This is a genomic window from Streptomyces sp. JB150 (assembly GCF_011193355.1).
Classification (GTDB): Bacteria; Actinomycetota; Actinomycetes; order Streptomycetales; family Streptomycetaceae; genus Streptomyces.
This window is the reverse complement of the sequence record NZ_CP049780.1, coordinates 39460-59764: the sequence shown is the minus strand read 5'-3', so window position 1 is coordinate 59764 and position 20305 is coordinate 39460. Positions and strand designations below refer to the sequence as shown.

Below are 20305 nucleotides of genomic sequence, written 5' to 3'. Positions count from 1 at the left end.
CGTCGGTGCGGCGGGTTACGGCTGTGGTGAGTGGCGGTGGCCGGCTGGTCCGGGCAGGGGTGCGTGGACGGCGAGGACGGCCGCGTCGTCGTCCACGCCGGTGCCGAGGGCGGCCAGGAGGTCGCGTAGGGCCGCGACGGTGCGTCGCGCGGTGGTGGGGGCCAGCCGCCGGGCGAAGTCCAGGAGGGCGTCGTCGCCGTAGCGGTCGCTGCCGCTGGCGGCGGTGTGTGCTTCGGTGAGGCCGTCGGTGTAGAGGAGCAGGGTGTCGCCGGGTGCCAGGCGGAGGGTGGTGGTGGCGATGGTGGCGTCGGGCAGGACGCCGATGAGCTGGCCGCCGGGGGTGGGCAGGTGGTCGGCGGTTCCGTCGGCGCGCAGCAGCAGGGCGGGCGGGTGGCCGCCGCCGGCCAGGGTGATGCGGAAGCCGCCCTCGTCGTGGGGGGTGAGCAGGCCGAAGAGGACGGTGCAGAACCGGGGTTCGGCGGCGCCGGCGTATTCGTGGACGAGGACGGTGTTGAGGTTGCGCAGGACGACGGCCGGGTCGGGGTCGTACACGGCCGCGGCGCGCAGGGTGTAGCGGGCCAGGGAGGTGACGGCTGCCGCGGTGGCGCCTTTGCCGCACACGTCGCCGAGGAAGAGGCCCCAGCTGCCGGAGGCGAGGGGGAAGAGGTCGTAGAAGTCGCCGCCGACCTCGTCGGCCGAGGCGATGTGGTAGTGGGCGGCCACGTCCAGTCCCGGTACGTTCTCCAGGGCGGGCGGCAGCAGCGATGCCTGCAGGGTGGCGGCGAGCTGCTTGAGCCGTTCGCGTTCGCGTTCGGACTCCTGGCGGGCGCGCAGCAGTTCCTGCTCGTAGGAGCGGCGCTCGCGGGCGTCGAAGACGGTGGTGCGGATCAGCCGGGGCTGTCCGTCCTCGCTCGTTTTGACGGTCGAGGTCACGAGGACCGGCAGGCGGCTGCCGTCGGCTCGTTTCAGTTCCAGCGCGATGCCGCTGATCTCCCCCTGCATGCGCAGCAGCGGCGCGTAGTGCGTCTCGTGGTAGAGGCGGCCGCCGGCGGTCAGCAGGTCGGAGAAGGTACGGCGGCCGACCAGCTCCGCGCCGCGCCGGCCGAGCCAGTCCAGCAGGGTGGCGTTGACCTTGACGATCGTTCCGTCCAGGGCGGTGGACAGGAAACCGCAGGGCGCGTTCTCGTAGAGGTCCTCGGTGCTGTCCTCCAGCAGGGCGGAGGGGGGCGGGGTGTCGTCCGGGAGCGCGGTGTCGTCCGGGGGCGGTGCGGGGGGCGGGCCGACGCCCTCGTCGCCGGTCCCGCTCATCATCGGAGGGCTCCGGCCGGGGTGGTGATCGCTTGGGAGGGCGTGGCCTTTCCCGGGACCGGCTCGCGGCGAAGGTCCAGCACGTCCTCCACGGTAACCGTCGGGGCCGGGGGTGCGCTTCTCGGACGTGGCGACTTCTGTCGTACGCCGGGCGGCACGCTGGCGGCCGTATCGCCATGCATACCGTCTCGGATCCGGGGCACCAGCACGTTCGAACAGCTCGGCTCCCCCTTCCGAGTACGGCGGCCCCGTCACCTTTCCCCCCGGTGGCGGGGCCGCCGCCCGTTCGGGCCCGTGTCGAGATCGGGAAAGGGAGAGCACAGGCGGCTGCGTCCGGCAAGCGGTGAGCGGCGAGGGGCGGGGGTGTGTGCCGCGGTGCCGTGCCTCCTCGGCCGCGTCGTGGACTGCGGCGTCGCCGTGTTCCTCCTCACGGGCCGGGGCGGCGGTGTGACCAGCGGCGGGCGGACACCGTCTGGCAGGGCATGAACGACGTGACCGATGAAGAGATCGTCCGTGCGGTGCGCGGCATCGTCGCCATGGAGGCGTCACGGGAGGCGCTGGCCGCCCGGGTGACCGCGCTGCGCACCGCCACGGCCGCCGAGGAGCTGGCCGGACGCGACCGCTGCGGCACGGCCATGGCCGACGCCGACACCCGGATCCTGCTGGAGTCCATCGACGTGCTCGACCGGCTGGGTATGACGGCGGCGGCCATGGCCTGCTCCCACGTCGCTCAGCAGGAGGGCATCCTGCCGCCGCCCTGACGCCGCACGGCCGTGGCACCGGGCCGCGTGAGCCCTGTGGGTGTGGCGGGGCTCGCGCGGCCGGTGTTTGCGCAGGTCGGATGGGGGATGCCACGGTGCGGTGGGGGTGGATGCGCAGGTCCGGCAGATCAGGGCGCAGCTCGGCGATCCGTGGGTTCGGCGCGCGTCGGGGGCCGGCGGGCCTTCGGCGGGGCGGCGAGTTCGACGACGCGCGGCCGGGTGAAGGCGGTGGCGGTCAGGGCGCGGGCAGTCGGCCGTCGAAGCGGGTGCCCAGGGCGGGTGGCGCGCGTTCTGAGGAGGAGGCGGCCTTTGAGGGCGCCGGCGGCGGGCTCGGTCAGTGGCCGTTGCTTGGGAACGCTCGCGCAAGGGGCCGCCAAAGGATCACTCAGGGGTCACCGGTACTCGGGCGGGGCTTGCCGGCGGGAGAGGGCCAATGTGCGTCGCTGTCGGTCGATCTCGGTGACGACGACCGTGATCTCGTCGCCGGCGCGGACGACGTCCGCCACGCTCTGTGCGGGCGTCGAGGTGAGTTCTCGCAGGTGGACCAGTCCCTCGACTCCGTCGGCGACCTCGACGAACACGCCGAATGGGACCAGCTTGGTGACCCGTCCTCGCAGTTTCTGCCCTGCCACGATGTCGCTGGCACATTCCTGGAAGGGGTCCGGCTGCGTCGCTCGCAAGGACAGTCTTGCCTCCAGGTTCCGTGTGTCGAACTGGAGGAACTCGCAGGTGACCCGCTGTCCTGCGTGCACTACGACAGAGGCTGCTTCGATGCGCTGCCAGGACAGTTCGGGGACGTGCCCGCGCGGGCGCCGTGTTTGCCGCCGCGGGATGCCGACTCCTGTCAGTGCCGCGTGCCACAGTGTCGGCCATGTCGCTCGCTGATCTCACTCTCGACCTGTGGCGGACCTTCGACGAGGTCACCGCCCGGCAAATCGCCCAGGATGTCGCTGACCACGTGGGCGGCCGGGTATCACGTGTCGAGGCCACGCACCACCTCGGCGCCCCGCTGCACCGCGTCCTGGTCGAGCGGGACGGGCAGGAGTTCGCCCTGGTCCCCGGAGGCCGGGTGTCCCTGGGCTTCGACGTCGACGCCTGGCAGCCGAGCGCGCAGCAGGCCGCCGACTACGCGCAGAGCCTGGAGCAGGGCTACGGTTACGGGCTGGATCTGCGGACCCACCTCGCGCGGGTCCTCAGCGCTCGCCGCAGCGTTCACCTGGACACCGTCCTGATGGCCGTGGAGGACGAAGCCCTGACCGTACCGCCGGCCGGCGTGCCGGCTGCCCTGAGCGCCCGCGGTCTGCGGATGCCGAGTTCCGACGAGTGGGAACACGCCTGCGGCGCCGGGTCCGACACCCTGTTCCGGTGGGGCGACGGCTGTCCCCTCGACCGCGTCCCCTACGGCGACGACAGCGGCCCGCACAACGAACCGAACGCCTTCGGTCTGCGCATCGCCTACGACACCTACCGCGCCGAGCTGACCAGCGACGTCACCGCGGTCCACGGCGGCGACGGGGGCGAGTCGGTGTGCGGCGGCTACGGCCACCTGCTGGCCTGGCTCCCCCTGGCGACCGCCAACCGTAACCCCGCCATGGCCGAGTTCGTGTACGGACCGGACGGAGAGGACATGTACGAGGACTTCTCCACCCGACCGGTGCTGACGCTCTGAGCGACCGGAGACCGATCGGCGACCGCCTCGCGGCGGGCGGGACAGGCGGGCCCCTTCCTGGTGGCGGCCGTGGTGTGGGGCCCGAACCGGCAGTCGATGCCGGACCAGGACAGGAGGCCGTCCGCCCACAGGATCTGCTGCCACATCGCGGTCCGTTGCTGGTGGCGTAGCTCGTGGCGGAGATCGGGCCCTCGTCGCCCCAGGCGTCCCAGGGGATGTCGGTGCCCGCGACGACTCCCTGGCTCGCGCTCGCCAGGGCGGGCGTGGTGGCGAGTGCGAGGTGTGCGGCGCCGCTGCCGCACCGGGTGGGTCAGCTGCAGGTCAGGTAGTTGTCGCCGGCGACCCGCTTGTTTCCCTTGCGGTCAGGGCGGTTGTCGCCGGTCTCGTCGACGAGCCCGTATCCGGCCCGGCCGAACGGGTGTTTCCCCACGATTCCGTCTGCCGGTTGGTCGGTGGCGTAGGCCTTCTGCCACTTCACGGTCGCGGCCCTGGTGTCGTCCCCGAAGACGCCGTCGATGTCGTCCCAGGCCAGGAGGTCGTACGACCACAGCACCTCCTGCCACAGGCACGTCGCGTTCGAGGAGGCGTGACGGGACGTGGACAGATAACCCTCGTCAGTCCAGTCGTCGACATATATGTCGCCGCCGCCGTGGACGAACGCCCGCCCGCTGAAGTCCCCGCTGGCCGGTGCCGGCGAGGCGGACAGGATCAGCGCGGCGGTCACCGCGCCGGCGGTGCAACCGGTGAAGCGGGCGGGCGTCGACAGGCCCATGCGTTTCCTCCATGGCTGCGGGCGGGCACACCGGCCCGCGGTTCGCCCGGTTTCCCGTGCGTGGGCCGGGACTTGACGCCGACGACTCTGCCACCCGCTGATCGGGCCGGTCATGCGCGAGGAGCGCCGGACCGTGCGCAGGGTGTGCCGGCTCGGTGGACCGGGTCGTCAGGTCCTGCGCCGGAAGGCCGGCGGCAGCTCGGAGGGTCCGCGGGCGGGTTCTGCGGAGCCGGCGGGGGCGGGGGCGGTCGCGAGCTTCGCCAGGGGTGACCGACCCGGTGGCGGCAGGGGCGGGCGGCAGCGGCAGGGGGCCTGGATCAGGTGGCGGTGCAGGAGGGTTTCCGCTCGTGTCCGGACGTCGTCCCGTGTGCTGTCGAGCAGGGCCCGCAGGAGGCGGGGGGTGTGGCGCAGGGCGGTGAGGGCGGTGGCGCGTACGCCGGGGTCCGGGTCGTCGGCGAACGGCGGGAGCGCGTCGTCGGGCAGCGCCCTGAGCATGCGCAGCGCGGACAGGGCGCGGGCGCGGACCCTGGCGTGCGGGTGGTGGAGGAGGGGGTGCAGCAGGGCGGCGTCCTCGGGGTGTCCTTGTTCGGCGAGGCCGAGGACCGCGGCCGGGACGACGGTGGCCGGGTCGGCGCACAGGTTGTGGTAGTGGGTGCGCGGGTCGTGCCCGTGCGCGCGCAGGTGCCGGCACGCCGTCGCGCGCACGGTGTGGGAGAGGTCCGTCAGGTGGCGGGGCAGTTCGTCGCCGCGGCCTGTGCGGCGCAGGTGTCCCACGGCGGCGGCACGCACGCGAGTGTCCCGGGCGCACAGCAGGCGGTCGAGGACCGTATGCGCTTGTGGGTGGGCGAGGGCGGCCGCGCAGGCGTGGCGGCGGATCTTACGGTAGCGGTGGGTGGTGGCGAGCGTGGCGAGGTCGTCGATGCGCAGGAAGCCGGTCGTCACGGCGGTGGCGAGGGTGCCCAGGCGCAGGCCGTAGGCGGGGTCATTGTCGAGGTGGGCGAGGAAGCGGGTTCTGGCGTCGTCGAGGACCGTCTGCCGGCCGCAGGCGAGCGCGAGGCGTATCGCGGTGCGTACGGCCAGCTCTCGCACGCCCTCGTCGTGGTCCTGCTCGGCCAGTGCCCACACCTGCCCCATGGCCGGCGTCCCGTACAGGGTGGCCGCCTCCAGGCCGGCGCGCCGGGACTGGCGGTCGCGGTGGGTCAGCAGGTGGGTGAGGGTCGTCACGGGCAGGGCGTCGAGGCGCCCCAGGACGGCCTGGCGTGCCCAGGTTCCGTACCGCCTGCGGGTGGCCACCAAGGCGGCCAGGGTGGCCAGGTCCGCCAGTCGGGGCGGCACCGGGGCGGGGGCGTCGCCGAGTACGCGGTCGAGGACGGTGCGGGCGCAGGTCCGTACCCGTTCGTCGGTGTCCGCGCTGCGGATCAGGACGAGCGGCAGGACGGAGTCGGGCAGCTGCCCCGCGGTGTCCAGGGCCAGCGCCGCCGCACGGACGCGGGGGTCGGCGTGGCACAGGCACAGGGCGATCTCGGACTCGGTGGGCGGCAGGCTCCAGGACACAGCTGCGCTCCCGTCGGGGTTCTCCCGCCAGTACGGGGCCCGGCGCCAGTCCGCGATCTCCCGTGTGCTCACCGGCCACGGGCCGACGCGGGTCCGGGAGGCGGAGGCCGTCGTGCGGCCGCCGGACGCGTGGTCGTGGGTGGCCCGGTGGACGCGCCGGTCGAGCCGGATCCAGTCCTCGGCCTCCCCCGCCCCGATCGCGCACGTGACGCCCTTGCCGTGGAGCAGCCGCTCGCAGGGGGCGTAGAGCGTGGTGGGGCCGAGGTCGTACGTGGTCATGCGCGACTGTAGCCCGGTCGCCTGCCCCTCCCCCGGTGTTTTCCCCGGCAGGCGGGGGCGGAGGGAGAGGAACGGCGGCGCCCCCGCCGGGGGTGGGCGGGGTGCGGGTCCGTGCACGGCAACGGGTGTGCCGGTCGCGGGCGGCTCAGCCGCAGGGCGGGGTCTCGCGGATGGTGACAGTGGTGAGAGCGGTGAGGGTGGTGAGGGCTTCGGTGGCGGCGTGCCGTGTGCGTGGGGAGGTGTCGGTGGTGGCGAGCCGGGCCAGGTGCTCGTGGGCGGGGCCGCTGTCCGGGGGGAGCTCGCCGGTGGCTTCCATCCAGGCGTGCAGGGCGGTCGCCGCCTGGTAGCGGACGGCCTCGTCCGGGTCGTCCAGGCCCGTGACGAAGCGCCGCAGGTCCTGCGGGGCGGTGTCGCCGTCGGTGTCCAGGAGCGACAGCGCGGCGGCCCGCACCTGCCCGCCGGGTGCCCTGTCGGCCAGCCGGCGCAGGCCGGGCAGCGCCTGGCCGAGGCCGCGGAGCGCGTTGCGGGTGGGCCAGGTGTCCTGCCCGGACTCCAGGTGCGCGGTCAGGGCCCAGGCCACCGTGTGGCGCTCCCACAGCCGCAGGCCGCGCTCCACCAGGACGCCCAGGGCGTCGAGCGCCCCGGTGCGCAGCGCCGGTTCCTCCTCGTCGAGGAGCGGCAGCAGCAGCCATACGGCGTCCCAGCCGCCGCCCTCCGCCACGGCCACGGCGGCGGCCGCCCGGACCGGGGCGGGCAGGGTGCCGTCGTCCAGCGCCGACCGCAGCCGCTCGGCCGCTGTCGGGGGGTCCAGGCGGCCCAGGGCGTGTGCGGCAGCCGGTCCGGCCACGGGGTCGGTCAGCCAGCGCAGCGCGGCAGCGGCCGCGCGCGGATCGCCGCGCCGGGCGGCGCCGCGCAGCAGGACCGCCGCGGTGTGCGGGTCGGGTTCGTCGTCCAGGGCCGCGGCCAGCGCGTCGCGGGCGGTGGCGGATTCCACGCTCGCCAGGCGGGCGGCCACCGCGGTCCGCACCCGCGCCGAGGGATCCCGCAGCCCGGTGAGCAGACAGTCGAGCAGGGCCCCGGTGCGGCGGGCGGGCACCATGGCCATGGCCTCGACGCGGGCGGCGCCCTCGCCTTCCCTGGCGGTGCGCAGCACCTGCGCCGCCACGGCCGGGTCGTCGGCGAACCGGTACAGCAGGGCGCGGGCAAGGCCGCGGACAATGGGGTCCGGGTCGCCCAGCAGGCCGGCCACGGCCGCCGCGTCGCCGGGGACGCCCGTGGCGTGCAGGGCGGTCAGGGCGTTGATCCGCACGTGCCGGTCGGGGTCGGTCAGCAGCCGCGCGAACACGTCCGTGATCCGGGGTCCGTCGAGGCCGAGGCGCAGCGCGGCCAGCGACGTGCGGCGCCGCACCTGCGGGTCGCCGTCCGCCAGCAGCGCCGGCAGTGCCTCGGCGGCGGCCCCTCGCACCCGCGGCGAGCCCTCGCCGCCCGCCAGCCGGGCCAGTCCCGCGGCGGCCGCCGCCCGTACCGCGGGTTCCGGGTCGCCGGCCGCCCGGACGAGGACGGCGGCGTGCTCCGGGCGGCCGGTGCGGCCCAGGCCTTTGGCCGCCGCCGCGCGTCTGGCCGGGTCCGCCGCGCCGTGCAGTTCCCGCAGGAAGTACGCGATCTGATGCTCCGCCATGCCTGCCACCCCCTGTCGGGTAAGACGCGTCAGCCGCCGGAAGGTTGGCCTGCGGGCCGAGGCTCGGGGACTCGGGGGCTGAGGGCTCGAGGGCTCGGGGCTGGGGATTGGGGAGGGCTGGGGTTGTGGCGCGTGCCTCCAAGGTGATGCCCGCCGCGCCGGCCCGGCGGGGCGTACAGGGGTGCGTACGGCGGGGCGTGGGTGGGTGGGTCCTGGGGGTGGCCCCACCGCCGGTGCGGAGGCTGCCGCCATGGGCGGCGGCGGCCCGCCCCGGCAGAGTGTGCGGGCATGAAGGCAACCATGAAGACCGCGCGGGCCCGCCTTGCCACCGCCGCCGTGCTCGCTGCCGCGGTCGCCGCCACGGCGCTCCGCCGGATGCCGCGGCCGTCCGCCGGCCGACACACGCGGCACCCGCGGCCGGCCCGCTCACCTCCGGGCAGCTCCAGCGCGAGACGGACCGCGTCCTTGCCGAGGGCGGGTTCGTCGGGATCACGGTGCGGGTGCGCGACGGCGCCCGCACGGTGCACGCCCGAGCGGGCGAGGCGCAGTGGCGCACCGGCCGGCCCGTGCCGCGCGGGGCGCGGTTCAGGGTCGGCAGCGTCACCAAGGCGTTCGTGGCCACCGTGGTGCTGCAACTCGTCGCCGAGGGGCGCCTGTCGCTGGACGACACCGTCGAGGGCCTGCTGCCGGGGGTGGTGCGCGGCAACGGCAACGACGGCCGCCTCATCACCGTCAGGAACCTGCTGCAGCACACCAGCGGCCTGCACGACTACGGCCCCGAGGAGGACACCGGGAGCACCGCGGCCGACTTCGAGCGCACGAGGTTCGACCACTGGGAGCCCGAGCAGCTGGTCGCCGGCGCGCTGCGCCACCGGCCGGACTTCCCGCCCGCGCCGGCCGATGACCGCGAGCCCGACTGGAACTATTCCAGCACCGGCTACGTCCTCGCCGGGATGATCATCGAGAAGGTCACCGGGCGGACCTGGGCCGAGGAGGTAGGCGACCGCGTCGTCCGCCCGCTCGGCCTGACCGGCACCTACGCCCTCGGCGACGACCCGTACCTGAAGCCGCCGTACGCCCGCACCTACCACCTGTTCCCCGGCTCGGACAGCTGGACGGACATCACGGCCAGGAACCCCTCGCAGGTGGACGCGGCCGCTGCCCTGGTCAGCACCGAGCGCGACGTGGACCGTTTCTTCGCCGCCCTGCTCGGCGGGCGCCTGCTGCCTCCCGCCCAGCTCTCGCAGATGCGGCAGCCGCTGACCCGCGGCGGCGGCACCTGGGGCCACGGAGGCGACCTGGAGGGGTTCACGGTGCGCACCGCTCTCACCGCGGACGGGCGCCGCTCGGTCGTCGTCGCCGCCAGCGGCACCGGCGGCGGAGCGGCTGCTCGCCGCCGAGCGGGCCGTCCGCGGGCTCGTGGACCGCGTGCTGTGCGCCCGCACGGGATGACACCGCCGTGACCGGCCCCCCGTCAGCGGCCCTCGTCGCACGGGTCGCCGCCCGCGGGCACCGGCAGGGTGTCGGCCGCCAGGCAGGAGGAGTACACCCGCGACGGTGCGGGCCGCGGCTCGGACGTCGTCGCGGCGTCCACGGCGATGAGCGCCGCGGCCGCGGCACACGTCAGCGCCGCCGCCAAGGCAGTCCCCGCGGCGCGGTTCACCGGTAGCCGTCCAAGTGGTCGCGCAGCTCGTCGTCGCAGTCCTCCGCGCCGGTGCGGACGCGCGTGAAGGCCAGCACGCCGCCCTCCTCCCCTGTCCGCTCGGCGGCCTTGGCCAGCTCCCTTTCGACGGCCGCGATGTAGGCGGCGCACTCGGCGCTGACAGGCTCGTGGGAGGTGCCGGGGCGCGGACCGGGTGCCGGGGAGGCGTTCAGGGCGGCGGTGGCGGCCGTGCCGGCCACGCACAGGACCGCCCACGCGGCCACCCACGTGCGGCGGCTTGAGGGTAAGGGCTTGGGCATTGCGGCATCCTACGAGCGCCCCGGCGTGCTGGAGGACGAAGGGTCCGCTCCCCCGGCCGCCGCCCCCAGCCGCCGCCTCCCCCAGCCGTCACCTCCCCCCGGTCCGGCTCACACCCCGTCAGCACGCCGCGCCGTCGCAGTCCGTTGCCCGGGTGGTGTCCGCGCGCCGGGTGGCGGCTCCCGGGCGCCGCTCTCCGGAGTGAACGGCCGGCCCGCGCCGTGTCCTTCCGGCCCGCCGCGACCGTTGAGCCGATCATGCGAAAGATCGTCCCTGTGCTGTCCGGGATGTCCGGCGGCGTGACGGGCCGGCGGACGGGCTGAGCCGCTTCCATGTCCACGTATCCGCGCCGCGCGCTGGCCCTCGCGCTCCTTCTCCCGTGGTGTGCGGTGGCCGCCTGCACACGCCCCGTACCCCCGTCGCCGAGTGACGACGACACGGTCAGGGCCGCCCAGTTGCTGCTCACCGACCGCTGTCTGATCCGTCAGGGGCTCACCCCGCCGCGCCCTCACCAGCGTCCGTCCGGCGACGGGGAGCAGCGCCGGGTCAGTGACGCGTTGTTCGGGTCGGGACGGGCCGAGCTGTCCCTGACGCTGCCCGGCGGGCCCGAGGTCCGCCAGCACTCCGACGGCTGCCTGGCGCGCGCCCAGCAGCGCCTGTACGGCGACCAGGAGCGCTGGTTCCGCGCCTCGACCCTCGTCAACAACCTCAAGAGCAGGGCCCGGGAAGGCGAACGGACCGCCTACCGGGAGATGCGGGCACATGCCGTCCGCACCGCCCAGGCCATCCTCGAGTCCGCACACGAGAAAGGCACCGCACGATGAAGAAGCCCGCCCTCCTGGCCGCCGCGCTGCTGCTGGCCGCCGGCTCTCCGCTGGCCACCACCGCCACGGCCTCGGCCGCCGACTGCCCCAGCGGCCATTTCTGCGCCTGGGAGCACTCCGACTATCAGGGCCAGCGGGCGAACTGGTCCGGTGACGACGGCTGGTGGGAGGGCCACATCGCCGACGCCGACTCCTCCTGGGCCAACCACGGCATCGAGGGCCCGGGTGTCCCCGCCTTCGTCCAGGTCTACGAAGACGCCTGGCAGGGCGGTGACATGACCATCTGTCTCGCCCCCGGTCAGGAGGTCCACTGGAACGGTGTCGCCAACGACCGCGGTGACTCCCACCGGTGGGCCATGGGCTGCTGAGGGCCCTTTTTTTGGCGGCCGGGGGCCGGCGGGTGGTGGCCCGCCGGCCCCCGCCCTGGTGTGCGGGCGGCCGGGGCGGTACGGGAATGCGCCATCGGGCGTGCCGGTCCCCTGGCGCGGCGCGGGGGGCCGGTGGCGGTGCGGGGGGCGGCGTGGGGGTTCGGGCGCGGGACGCGGCGCCGGTGGCCCGGCGTCGTGGAGTTGCCTGTTGGAGCGGGGGTGTCAGGTGTGTGCGGGGCGGGGGCGGTGCGGCAGAGCGGAAATCAAGGGGCGCTGCACCGGCGGGAGTTAGTTTCCGGACACTGAAGGGGAACGGGGAACGGGTGATCTTCGATGGAGCTCCGGATATTAGGATCGATAGAACTCTGGACAGGCAACGCCCTGGCCGATCTCGGCCCCGCGCGGCAACGCAGCATCCTCGGTGTCCTGCTGGTCGATCCGGAACGTCCGGTGCCGTTGGAGTCCCTCGTCGACCGTGTGTGGGGGGACCGGCCGCCCGCGGGGGTCCGCAATGTCGTGCACACCTACATCACGCGACTGCGGCGGGCGCTGGCCCGGGCGTCGGCGGGGCCGGGTGAGCCGATCGGGCTGGTGCGCACGCCCGCCGGTTACCGGATTTCGGCCGATCCGGGGTCGGTGGACCTGGTGCGGTTTCGCCGGCTGCTCAAGAGCGCGCAGCGTGAGGGGCTGGGTGACCAGGAGCGCAGCGCGCTGCTGCAGCAGGCGTTGCACATGTGGCGGGGGGACGCGCTCGGCGGTATGCAGAGCGACTGGGCGGCGCGGCTGCGGGAGACGCTGCGGCAGCTGCACCATGAGGCGCTCAGTCAGTGGGCGGACGCCGAGATCCGGCTGGAGCGTCCCGGTGCCGTCCTCGCGGAGCTGCGGGCGGCGCTGCTGACCGATCCGCTCTCCGAGCAGCTGTGTGAGCGTTTGATGCTCGCGCTGTATCTGGAGGGGCGCAGCGTCGACGCGCTGGAGTACTACCAGTCGATGCGCCGGCTGATCGCCAAGGAGCTGGGCACGGATCCGTCGCGGCGGCTTCAGCGGCTGTACGAAACGATTTTGCGCGGTGAGGAGGCCGATCCCGCGCCGCCGCCGGAGCGCGGGGGCGGCGAGCCGCACGGGGCGGTCACGCACGGCGTGGGCACGTTCCAGGTCACGGCTCCCGCCCGGTCCGCTGCGCCCGCCGTGCAGGTTCCGCCAGTTCCGCAGATGCTGCCGCTGGACCTGCCGGACTTCACGGGGCGGGCGCGGGAGATGGAGGTGGTGCAGCGGTCGCTGACGCAGCCCACTGGTGCGCAGCCGCCCGCGGTGGTGCTGGTCGGCGGTGGCGGTGTCGGCAAGACCGCGCTGGCCGTGCGGCTGGGGCACCGGCTGCGGTCGGCCTTCCCCGACGGGCAGCTGTACGCGGCGCTGCGCGGCAGCGGTGCCCGGCCGGCGGATCCGCACGCGGTGCTGGGCCGGCTGCTGCGGGTGCTGGGGACGGATCCCGACCGGCTGCCGGCCGATCCGGACGAGCGGGCCGAGGTGTACCGGCTCGCGCTGGCGGGGCGTCAGCTGCTGCTCACGCTCGACGACGCGGTCGACGACGCGCAGGTGCAGCCGCTGCTGCCGGGCAGTGCGGACACCGCGGTGCTGATCACGAGCCGGGGGCGGCTCAGTACGCCGCTGGGTGCGCGGGTGCTGCAGCTGCCGGATCTGCCGCACAGTCACAGTGTGCGGCTGCTGGCCCGGATGCTGGGTGCGGAGCGGGTCAGCCGGGAGCCGGCCGCGGCGGCCGCGATCGCGCGGTACTGCGGTGGGCTGCCGCTGGCCCTGCGGGCCGCGGCGGTGCGGCTGAACACCCGTCCGCACTGGTCGCTGAGCCGGTACGCGGAGCGGCTGAGCGACGAGGGGCGGCGGCTGGACGAGCTGGCGCACAGCTCGCTGAGTGTGCGGGCCAGTTTCGCGGTGTCGTACAACGCGCTGCCCGAGGACGCCCGTGAGGCGCTGCGGTGCCTGGCGCATCTGCCGGCGGCCGAGTTCGACGCCCATCTGGCCTGTCCGGTGCTGGGCAAGGACTTCGCGACCGTGGAGGACGCCTGCGAGCAGCTGGTGGAGGCGCATTTCCTGAGCGTGGCCGCGCCCGCGGTGGGTGATCTTCCCACGCGTTACCGCCTGGACGGGCTGCAGCGCGCTTTCGCGCAGGAGCTGGGTTCGGACCGGGCGGGCGCGCTCGGTGACGCGGTGCAGCTGTCGTCGTGAGGCGGCCGGCACACGGCCGGGTGCGGGCCCGCAAAGGTCCGGTGAACGTGCCGGTGTGCACGCCGCCGCCCGCGTGACCGTCTTCTTGCCGCCGTCGTCCGGCCGGGGTCGTGGCGTGCCGGTCCCGCCGGCGGTGGCGGGCTGCCCGGAGCCTGGGTGCCGGCGGCGGTTGTCGCCGGATGCGGGCCGGCCTCGCGGGCGGTGACCGTGGGTGTGCGTGCCCGGTGTGGCGCGGGGGGGGGCGCGGCCGTGCGGGCGGGGGCCGCGGCGGGCCTGCTCGGCGGGTGCGACCTGGGAATACACCCGCGGTCAAGAAGCCCTCCAGTCCCGCGCCCATGGGGGTGCCGGAGAGTCATGGGCGAAGCCACTTGAAGCGAGAGGGCAGGAAGGAGTGAGACCGTCATGACGCCTCCGGACACTCCCCAGGCCGTACTGCCGGACCTCGGCAGGACCGACACGGAACTGCGGCCGCCGGCACCGGCGCGCGCACCCACGATGGCCGAACTGGCCAGCGAGCTCACCACCCGCAGGGCGCAGGCCCACTTCGGGCACGACCCGGACGCCGAGACCCGTCACCTCTCCAAGGGCAAGCTGCTGGCCCGCCAGCGCATCGAGATGCTGCTCGACCCGGGCACGTTCACCGAGCTGGGGCTGTTCGCCGAGCACCGTGCGGTGGGCTTCGGCATGGAGGACTCGCATCCCGAGGGCGACGGTGTGATCACGGGCTGGGGTGAGGTCGACGGCCGTACGGTCTTCGTCTTCGCGCATGACGCCCGGGTGCGCGGCGGGGCGCTCGGTGCGACGTTCGCCGCGAAGATCCACCAGCTGCTCGACTTCGCCGACTCCGTCGGTGCCCCGGTCATCGGTCTCAACGACGGCGGCGGCGCCCGGATCCAGGAGGGCATCGACGCGCTGGCCGGGTTCGGCAAGCTGTTCGCGCGTAACGTGCGGGCCTCGGGTGTGGTGCCGCAGATCAGTGTCGTGCTCGGCTCGTGCGCGGGCGGCGCCGTCTACTCGCCGGCGCTGACCGACTTCACGTTCATGGTCGAGGGCATGGCCAACATGTTCATCACCGGGCCGGACGTGGTGCAGGCGGTGACCGGCGAGAAGGTCACGCAGGAGGAGCTGGGCGGCGCGTACACGCACGGCACCCGTACCGGGGTGGCGAGTTTCGTGGCCGCGGACGAGGAGTCCTGCTTCGAGGGCGTGCGCGAGCTGCTGTCGTATCTGCCGTCGAACAACGCCGAGACGGCGCCGTACAGCAGGCCGCTGGACGATCCAAACCGGCGGTGCGAGGAGCTGCTGCGGCTGGTGCCGGTCGACGACCGCACACCGTACGACATCAGGACGGTCATCGACCACATCGTCGACGACGGCGACTACCTGGAGATCCAGGAGGGGTGGGCGCCCAACATCGTGTGTGTGCTGGCCCGGCTGGACGGTCATCCGGTGGGCATCGTGGGCAACCAGCCCGCCGCGATGGCGGGGGTGCTGGACATCGACTCCTCGGAGAAGGCCGCCCGGTTCGTGCGCACCTGCGACGCGTTCAACATTCCGCTGGTGACGCTGGTGGACGTGCCGGGGTTCATGCCCGGCACCGACCAGGAGCACAACGCGATCATCCGGCGCGGCGCGAAGCTGCTGTACGCCTACTGTGAGGCGACCGTGCCGCGGGTGCAGGTCATCCTGCGCAAGGCGTTCGGCGGCGCGTACATCGTGATGGACTCCAAGTCGATCGGCTCGGACCTGTCGTTCGCCTGGCCGTCCAACCAGACGGCCGTGATGGGCGCGGACGGGGCGGCCAACATCATCTTCCGCAGGCAGCTGCGGGCGGCGGCGGAGCCGGAGAAGCTGCGCCGGGAGCTGATCGCCGAGTACACCGAGCAGCTGATGAATCCCTTCGTGGCCGCGCAGCGCGGGCACGTCGACGACGTGATCGATCCGGCGGACACGCGGCGGGTGCTGATCAGGTCGCTGGAGATGCTGCGCACCAAGCGGGCCCGGCAGCCCGTGCGCAAGCACGGGAACGAGCCGCTGTGAGCGCGATTGGGGCCGCGGTGCTCAGGGTGGTGCGGGGAGATCCCACACCGGAGGAACTCGCCGGGCTGCTGGCCGTGTTCGCCGCGCTGCGCGCCGTGGGTGAGGCGCAGCCCGACGCGGCGCCGCCGGCCGGGCGGCGCGGCTGGGGGCGGCCGGGCGGCTGGCAGCGCCTGGAGCCCGCCGTCGCACCGGACGCGGCCGGCTGGCAGCGCTCCGGCGCACGAACCGACGAGAGGACGGGCTGATGACCGGTTGGACCGGGTCTGGCAGCGGTGGTACGACGACCGGCTGTCTGGCCATGTTTCCCGGGCAGGGATCGCAGCGGGCGGGCATGGCCCGGCACCTGCTGGACGCCCACGCCCCGGCGCGGGGGGTGTTCGCGCGGGCCGACGAGATCCTGGGCCTGCCGCTGTCGCGGATCTGTGTGAGCGGTACCGCCGGGGAGCTCGCCCGCACCGAGATCACCCAGCCCGCGATCGTCACCACCAGTCTCGCCGTGTGGGAGGTGCTGCGGTCGGCCGGCTACCGGCCGGCGGCGGCCGCGGGCCACAGTCTGGGTGAGTTCGCGGCGCTGGTGGCCGCCGGCGTGCTGTCCCTGGAGTCGGCGCTCCAGCTGGTGCGGCTGCGCGGCCGGCTGATGGGTGAGGTGGCGCGCGAGGTGCCCGGCGCGATGGCGGCCGTGCTCGGTCTCGCCGCGCAGGAGGTGGCGGCCGTCTGCGACAGCGCCCAGGCCCTGGGGCTGGGGCTGGTGCAGGTCGCCAACTACAACGAGCCGCTGCAGACGGTCGTCTCGGGTCACGCGGACGCTGTCGAGGTGGCCGGCAAGGCGGCGCTGGCCGCCGGCGCCGACCAGGTGGTGACGCTGGACGTGGGGGCGCCGTTCCACTGCTCGCTGATGTCGGCGGTGGAGGAGGAGTTCACCGAGGCGCTCGCCGCCCACCGGTTCGCCGATCCCGTCCTGCCGGTGATCAGTTCGGTCACCGGCGGCTATGTCACCACCGGTGAGGAGGCGCGGCGGCTGTTGCGGCGTCAGCTCACCGGGCCGGTGCGCTGGGTTCAGGTGCTGCGCACGGCCGCCCGGCATCCGGTGGACGCCTACACCGAGATCGGGCCCGGCCGGGTGCTCAGCGGGCTGGCCCGCCGCACGCTCGGGGAGGTCGGCACCCGCTCCACCGGAGACCCGCGCCGGCTCGCGGCGCTGCTGGGCGAATTGGCGCCGCGGCAGCGGCCGGAGCCGGTGGCGTCCTGACACCGCGCGGCCGGCCCGTACCCGTCGGTCCGCGCATCTGGCAGCAATTCAACGAAGGGTTAAGGACACATGTCGTACGACGGTAAAGACTTCGGCACCATCGTCCAGGAGGCGGTCGCGGACGCGCTCGGCATCGACATCGAGGAGGCCGTGCCCGAGGCGACGCTGCTGGGCGATCTGGACGCGGAGTCGATCGACCTGCTCGACGTCCTGTTCCGCATCGAGAAGGCGGCGGACGTGAAGATCAAGGTGTCGGACATCGCGGAGCTGCTCCAGGGCGGGATACCCGACGAGGAGTTCGCCGACGAGAACGACATCATCAACGAGGTCGGCCTGGCGCAGCTGAAGCGGTCGCTGCCGCAGATCGACGTGCAGGAGCTGGCCGGCAAGCTCACGGCGGACGATGTGCTGTCCCTGTTTACCGTGCAGAACCTGACCGACCTGGTGACCGAGCGTGCCGCCCTCGCCGCGGCCGCTGCGTGAGCGGGGCGCGGGGCGGTCACCGGACGGCTCCGCCCCGCCGCCGCTGCGGGTGCGGACCGGCATGGACCTGGCCGAGGTGTCCCGGGTCGAGGAGCTGATGGACTCCCAGCCCGAGCTGCGCGAGCGGGTGTTCACCGCTCGTGAGCTGGCCTACTGCTACCGGCGCAAGCGGGCCGGTGAGCATCTGGCCGGCCGCTGGGCGGCCAAGGAGGCCGTGCTCAAGAGCCTGGGGACCGGGATGGGCGCGGGCATGGAGTGGACGGACATCGAGGTCGTCAACGACCGCGCCGGACGTCCCCGGGTGCGGCTGTACGGCGAGGTGGACCGGGTCGCGCGGTCTCTCGGGATGCACTACATCGACCTGTCTTTGAGTCACAGTGCCGGTCTCGCCGTCGCCCACGCCGTCATGGTGTGCCAGCCCGCCGCGCAGCCCGCCGTACCCGCCCCCACCACCTACACGACAGAAGGAGACGAACGGCATGAGGCCTGACGAGACGGCGGTGTCGCGATGAGCCGCAGGGTGGTCGTCACCGGCGTGGGCGCCGTCACGCCGCTGGGCAACGACGCGCCGAGCACCTGGCGGGGACTGGTCGAGGGGCGCAGCGGGGTGGGCCGGCTGACCACGATCGACACCACCGGCTTCGATGTGACGATCGCCGGTGAGGTCAAGGGGTTCCGGCTGCAGGACGCGGTGCCCGGCTCGGTGGGGCTGCGTCATCTGCTGCGGCCGGGCACCTTCGGTGTGGGCGCGGCGTGGGAGGCGCTGCGCGACGCGGGGGTGGATCAGGACACCTACGACGGCGCGGACATGGGTGTGGCCATGGGCGCGTGTGTGGACCGGCCGGATCTGCAGTGGCTGGTGGACGTCGGGGCGCTGCGCGACCGCACGGGCCGGGCCGACGCGTTCTCGGCGTACGCGCCGTCGGACGCGCTGGCCTACAGCCAGAACATCGCCTCGGCGGCGATGGCGCGGATGGTGGACGCGACCGGTCCGATGCTGGGTGTGTCCACCGCCTGCTCGGCGTCCGGGCACGCGGTCGGGGAGGCGTTCCGCACGCTGCAGGAGGGTGATGCCACGCTCATGCTCGCGGGTGGCTACGACTCGCTGACGACCTGGCTGGACGTGCTGTGCTTCGGTCTGCTGGGGGCGCTGACGAAGGAGTACAACGACGATCCGCAGCGGGCCAGCCGTCCCTTCGACGACAAGCGCTCCGGGTTCGTCCTGGGCGAGGGCGGGGTCGTGCTCGTGCTGGAGGAGCTGGAGGCGGCCCGCGCCCGCGGGGCGCGGATCCTCGCCGAGGTCATGGGGTACGGCACCAGTCTGAACGCGTGGCGGATGACGGACTCGCCGCCGGACGGCAGCGGTGCCATCGAGTCCATCGAGGCGTCGATCGCGGACGCCGGCCTGGAGCCGGGTGACATCGACTACGTGGTGGCGCACGGCACCAGCACTCCGGGCAACGACCTGTCGGAGACCACGGCGATCAAGAAGGTGTTCGGTGATGCCGCCGAGCGGCTGGTGATCAGTTCGCCGAAGTCGATGACCGGTCATCTCACGGCGGCGTCCGCGGCGCTGAGCCTGCTCACCGCGATCGGGGCGATCAACCACGGTGTGGTGCCGCCGACCATCAACCAGGAGACGCCCGACCGGCGGCTGGGTCTCGACTTCGTGCCGAACACGGCGCGCCGGCGCGAGGTGCGTCACGCCCTCGTCAACGCGTTCGCTTTCGGCGGCACCAACGTCGGGCTGGTCGTGGGCCGTTACGAGGAGGCGCGATGACGACCGGGCAGCGACACGAAGGAGCGCCGGTGAGCGGTGGACGTCAGGTCGTCGTCAGCGGCATCGGTCTGCTGACCGCGCTGGGCGAGGGCGCGGAGGCCAACTGGAAGGCGCTGGTGGCCGGCGAGTGCGGGATCGGCCCGATCAGGGCGTACGATCCGGCGCCGCTGCAGACCCGGCTGGGCGGGGAGATCGCCGAGTTCGACGCCACGCGGTTCGCCACGCGGCGCCAGCTGCGCACCGTCAACCGCGGTGACCGTCTGGCGCTGGCCGCCGCCCGGCTCGCGCTCGACGACGCGGGCCTGCCGCACAAGCAGGCCGGCGGTGAGGAGCTCGGGCACCGGGCGGGCCTGTATCTGGGCGGCAACAAGTCGCTGGGCCGCATGGAGCAGCTGATCGAGGAACTGAAGGTGATCCGCCGCCCGGACGGCACGGCCGACCTGGCGCACCTGGCCCGGCACGGTGACGCGATCATGCCGCCGCTGTTCTTCGTGGAGGGGCTGCCGGCGGGTGCGGTGTTCAACATCTCGCAGACGTACGGCATCAGGGGTTCGAGCACCTTCTTCGCGGGCTACGCGGACGCCGGTGCCAGCGCGATCGGCCGGGCCATGCGCGCGGTGCGCCGCGGGGACGCGGACGTGGCGATCGCGGGCGGGTACGACGACGCCACCAGCTGGTGGTCGATGACGCTGCTGGACCGGCTGGGCATCCTGACCACCCGCAACGAGCGCGGGCAGGAGGCGTACCGGCCCTATGACCGTGAGCGCAGCGGCGGGCTGCCCGGTGAGGGGGCCGCGCTGCTGGTGCTGGAGGAGAAGCAGGCGGCGCTGCGCCGTGGTGCCCGTATCTACGCCGAGCTGACCGGTTACGGCGCCGGCCATGACGCCCGTACGCCGCCGGCGGCGGATGCGGAGGGCCGTGGTCTGGCGCGGGCGGTGCGGCGTTCGCTGCAGGACGCCCGGCTGGCCGCGGGTGACCTCGGGTATGTCGCGTCGGACGGTTCGGGGACGCGGGCGGGGGACGCGGGCGAGGCGATCGCGTTGCGCGGGGCGCTGGGCGGGGCCGTGTCGTCGGTGGCGGTCAGCACGCCCAAGCCGCAGACCGGGCATCTGGTGGGCGGGGCGGGGGCGTTGAACGCGGCCGTGTGCGCGCTGGCGCTGCACCACGGGGTGGTGCCCGCGACCCTCAATCTGGACCGGCCCGATCCGGTGTGCGCGTTGGACCATGTCCGCGGTGGTGCCCGCGAGAGCAGGCCGTCGCATGCGATGGCGCTGGCCCGGGGCATCGAGGGGCAGGCCGTGGCGCTGACGTTGTCCAGGCCCGCGTGAGCGGCCGA

Annotated in this window: 20 protein-coding genes; 13 read left to right on the top strand and 7 right to left on the bottom strand. The window is 74.1% G+C overall.

The annotated features are described in order from the left end of the window. Nucleotides 1–15: 15 nt before the first annotated feature. Nucleotides 16–1311, bottom strand: a complete 1296-nt coding sequence (locus tag G7Z13_RS00275) for a SpoIIE family protein phosphatase (protein ID WP_240926054.1) — start codon at nucleotides 1309–1311, stop codon at nucleotides 16–18. Between the two features lie 479 nt (nucleotides 1312–1790). Here G7Z13_RS00275 and G7Z13_RS00270 point away from each other — a divergent pair, with 479 nt between their 5' ends. Further along, a complete protein-coding gene (locus G7Z13_RS00270; RefSeq protein WP_165994945.1) occupies nucleotides 1791–2069 on the top strand; it encodes a hypothetical protein in 279 nt (92 codons plus the stop codon). 392 nt (nucleotides 2070–2461) lie between these two features. Here G7Z13_RS00270 and G7Z13_RS34185 read toward each other — a convergent pair whose 3' ends face one another. Beyond that, a complete protein-coding gene (locus G7Z13_RS34185) occupies nucleotides 2462–2701 on the bottom strand; it encodes a S1 RNA-binding domain-containing protein (RefSeq protein ID WP_346767984.1) in 240 nt (79 codons plus the stop codon). A 239-nt stretch (nucleotides 2702–2940) separates the two neighbouring features. Here G7Z13_RS34185 and G7Z13_RS00260 point away from each other — a divergent pair, with 239 nt between their 5' ends. Then, the gene (locus G7Z13_RS00260) at nucleotides 2941–3738 is read left to right on the top strand and encodes a hypothetical protein (protein WP_165994944.1); all 798 of its coding nucleotides are present in this window, start codon (nucleotides 2941–2943) and stop codon (nucleotides 3736–3738) included. A 310-nt stretch (nucleotides 3739–4048) separates the two neighbouring features. On the opposite strand, the gene G7Z13_RS00255 is transcribed toward G7Z13_RS00260, so the two are convergent. The 3 genes from G7Z13_RS00255 to G7Z13_RS00245 form a co-directional block, all read right to left on the bottom strand. Beyond that, nucleotides 4049–4510, bottom strand: coding sequence for a peptidoglycan-binding domain-containing protein (locus G7Z13_RS00255; protein WP_165994943.1), 462 nt, complete (start codon nucleotides 4508–4510; stop codon nucleotides 4049–4051). 168 nt (nucleotides 4511–4678) lie between these two features. After that, nucleotides 4679–6343 (bottom strand): HEAT repeat domain-containing protein, encoded by a 1665-nt coding sequence (locus G7Z13_RS00250; protein ID WP_165994942.1) that lies wholly within the window; start codon nucleotides 6341–6343, stop codon nucleotides 4679–4681. Between the two features lie 145 nt (nucleotides 6344–6488). Continuing rightward, nucleotides 6489–8021, bottom strand: a complete 1533-nt coding sequence (locus G7Z13_RS00245; RefSeq protein ID WP_165994941.1) for a HEAT repeat domain-containing protein — start codon at nucleotides 8019–8021, stop codon at nucleotides 6489–6491. Between the two features lie 500 nt (nucleotides 8022–8521). On the opposite strand from G7Z13_RS00245, the gene G7Z13_RS00240 reads away from it, so the two are divergent. After that, complete coding sequence (locus G7Z13_RS00240; RefSeq protein ID WP_240926053.1) at nucleotides 8522–9484, top strand: beta-lactamase family protein; 963 nt, start codon at nucleotides 8522–8524, stop codon at nucleotides 9482–9484. An 11-nt stretch (nucleotides 9485–9495) separates the two neighbouring features. Here the strand turns inward: G7Z13_RS00240 and G7Z13_RS00235 are convergent, their stop codons facing one another. Then, nucleotides 9496–9684, bottom strand: coding sequence for a hypothetical protein (locus G7Z13_RS00235; protein ID WP_165994940.1), 189 nt, complete (start codon nucleotides 9682–9684; stop codon nucleotides 9496–9498). Further along, nucleotides 9681–9983: a hypothetical protein gene (locus G7Z13_RS00230; protein ID WP_165994939.1), complete on the bottom strand. Its 303-nt coding sequence runs from the start codon at nucleotides 9981–9983 to the stop codon at nucleotides 9681–9683. The genes G7Z13_RS00235 and G7Z13_RS00230 overlap by 4 nt, the downstream gene beginning before the upstream one ends. 330 nt (nucleotides 9984–10313) lie before the next feature. Here G7Z13_RS00230 and G7Z13_RS00225 point away from each other — a divergent pair, with 330 nt between their 5' ends. The 10 genes from G7Z13_RS00225 (at nucleotide 10314) to G7Z13_RS00180 (ending at nucleotide 20297) form a co-directional block, all read left to right on the top strand. Beyond that, the gene (locus G7Z13_RS00225; RefSeq protein ID WP_165994938.1) at nucleotides 10314–10805 is read left to right on the top strand and encodes a hypothetical protein; all 492 of its coding nucleotides are present in this window, start codon (nucleotides 10314–10316) and stop codon (nucleotides 10803–10805) included. Then, nucleotides 10802–11173, top strand: a complete 372-nt coding sequence (locus G7Z13_RS00220; RefSeq protein WP_165994937.1) for a peptidase inhibitor family I36 protein — start codon at nucleotides 10802–10804, stop codon at nucleotides 11171–11173. The genes G7Z13_RS00225 and G7Z13_RS00220 overlap by 4 nt, the downstream gene beginning before the upstream one ends. Nucleotides 11174–11506: 333 nt before the next feature. Beyond that, a complete protein-coding gene (locus tag G7Z13_RS00215) occupies nucleotides 11507–13417 on the top strand; it encodes an AfsR/SARP family transcriptional regulator (RefSeq protein WP_165994936.1) in 1911 nt (636 codons plus the stop codon). Nucleotides 13418–13912: 495 nt separating this feature from the next. After that, a complete protein-coding gene (locus G7Z13_RS00210) occupies nucleotides 13913–15457 on the top strand; it encodes an acyl-CoA carboxylase subunit beta (RefSeq protein ID WP_166004482.1) in 1545 nt (514 codons plus the stop codon). Further along, a complete protein-coding gene (locus tag G7Z13_RS00205; RefSeq protein ID WP_165994935.1) occupies nucleotides 15454–15702 on the top strand; it encodes an acyl-CoA carboxylase subunit epsilon in 249 nt (82 codons plus the stop codon). The genes G7Z13_RS00210 and G7Z13_RS00205 overlap by 4 nt, the downstream gene beginning before the upstream one ends. Then, nucleotides 15702–16706 carry an ACP S-malonyltransferase gene (fabD, locus tag G7Z13_RS00200; RefSeq protein ID WP_206312949.1) on the top strand — a complete coding sequence of 335 codons (1005 nt, stop codon included), beginning with the start codon at nucleotides 15702–15704 and terminating at the stop codon, nucleotides 16704–16706. The genes G7Z13_RS00205 and fabD overlap by 1 nt, the downstream gene beginning before the upstream one ends. Before the next feature lie 69 nt (nucleotides 16707–16775). Next, nucleotides 16776–17189, top strand: coding sequence for a phosphopantetheine-binding protein (locus G7Z13_RS00195; protein WP_165994934.1), 414 nt, complete (start codon nucleotides 16776–16778; stop codon nucleotides 17187–17189). After that, the gene (gene acpS, locus G7Z13_RS00190) at nucleotides 17161–17679 is read left to right on the top strand and encodes a holo-ACP synthase (protein ID WP_165994933.1); all 519 of its coding nucleotides are present in this window, start codon (nucleotides 17161–17163) and stop codon (nucleotides 17677–17679) included. Before G7Z13_RS00195 ends, acpS begins: the two co-directional genes overlap by 29 nt. Nucleotides 17680–17697: 18 nt before the next feature. Continuing rightward, nucleotides 17698–18969: a beta-ketoacyl-[acyl-carrier-protein] synthase family protein gene (locus G7Z13_RS00185; RefSeq protein WP_165994932.1), complete on the top strand. Its 1272-nt coding sequence runs from the start codon at nucleotides 17698–17700 to the stop codon at nucleotides 18967–18969. Between the two features lie 29 nt (nucleotides 18970–18998). After that, nucleotides 18999–20297, top strand: coding sequence for a beta-ketoacyl-[acyl-carrier-protein] synthase family protein (locus G7Z13_RS00180; protein ID WP_240926052.1), 1299 nt, complete (start codon nucleotides 18999–19001; stop codon nucleotides 20295–20297). The last annotated feature ends 8 nt before the right edge of the window (nucleotides 20298–20305 follow it).

Bases quoted from the DNA above. Each gene is read 5' to 3' on its own strand.
- G7Z13_RS00275 (WP_240926054.1), bottom strand. From the start codon at position 1,311: ATGATGAGCGGGACCGGCGACGAGGGCGTCGGCCCGCCCCCCGCACCG.
- G7Z13_RS00270 (WP_165994945.1), top strand. From the start codon at position 1,791: ATGAACGACGTGACCGATGAAGAGATCGTCCGTGCGGTGCGCGGCATC.
- G7Z13_RS00260 (WP_165994944.1), top strand. From the start codon at position 2,941: ATGTCGCTCGCTGATCTCACTCTCGACCTGTGGCGGACCTTCGACGAG.
- G7Z13_RS00255 (WP_165994943.1), bottom strand. From the start codon at position 4,510: ATGGGCCTGTCGACGCCCGCCCGCTTCACCGGTTGCACCGCCGGCGCG.
- G7Z13_RS00250 (WP_165994942.1), bottom strand. From the start codon at position 6,343: ATGACCACGTACGACCTCGGCCCCACCACGCTCTACGCCCCCTGCGAG.
- G7Z13_RS00245 (WP_165994941.1), bottom strand. From the start codon at position 8,021: ATGGCGGAGCATCAGATCGCGTACTTCCTGCGGGAACTGCACGGCGCG.
- G7Z13_RS00230 (WP_165994939.1), bottom strand. From the start codon at position 9,983: ATGCCCAAGCCCTTACCCTCAAGCCGCCGCACGTGGGTGGCCGCGTGG.
- G7Z13_RS00225 (WP_165994938.1), top strand. From the start codon at position 10,314: ATGTCCACGTATCCGCGCCGCGCGCTGGCCCTCGCGCTCCTTCTCCCG.
- G7Z13_RS00220 (WP_165994937.1), top strand. From the start codon at position 10,802: ATGAAGAAGCCCGCCCTCCTGGCCGCCGCGCTGCTGCTGGCCGCCGGC.
- G7Z13_RS00215 (WP_165994936.1), top strand. From the start codon at position 11,507: ATGGAGCTCCGGATATTAGGATCGATAGAACTCTGGACAGGCAACGCC.
- G7Z13_RS00210 (WP_166004482.1), top strand. From the start codon at position 13,913: ATGGCCGAACTGGCCAGCGAGCTCACCACCCGCAGGGCGCAGGCCCAC.
- fabD (WP_206312949.1), top strand. From the start codon at position 15,702: ATGACCGGTTGGACCGGGTCTGGCAGCGGTGGTACGACGACCGGCTGT.
- G7Z13_RS00195 (WP_165994934.1), top strand. From the start codon at position 16,776: ATGTCGTACGACGGTAAAGACTTCGGCACCATCGTCCAGGAGGCGGTC.
- G7Z13_RS00185 (WP_165994932.1), top strand. From the start codon at position 17,698: ATGAGCCGCAGGGTGGTCGTCACCGGCGTGGGCGCCGTCACGCCGCTG.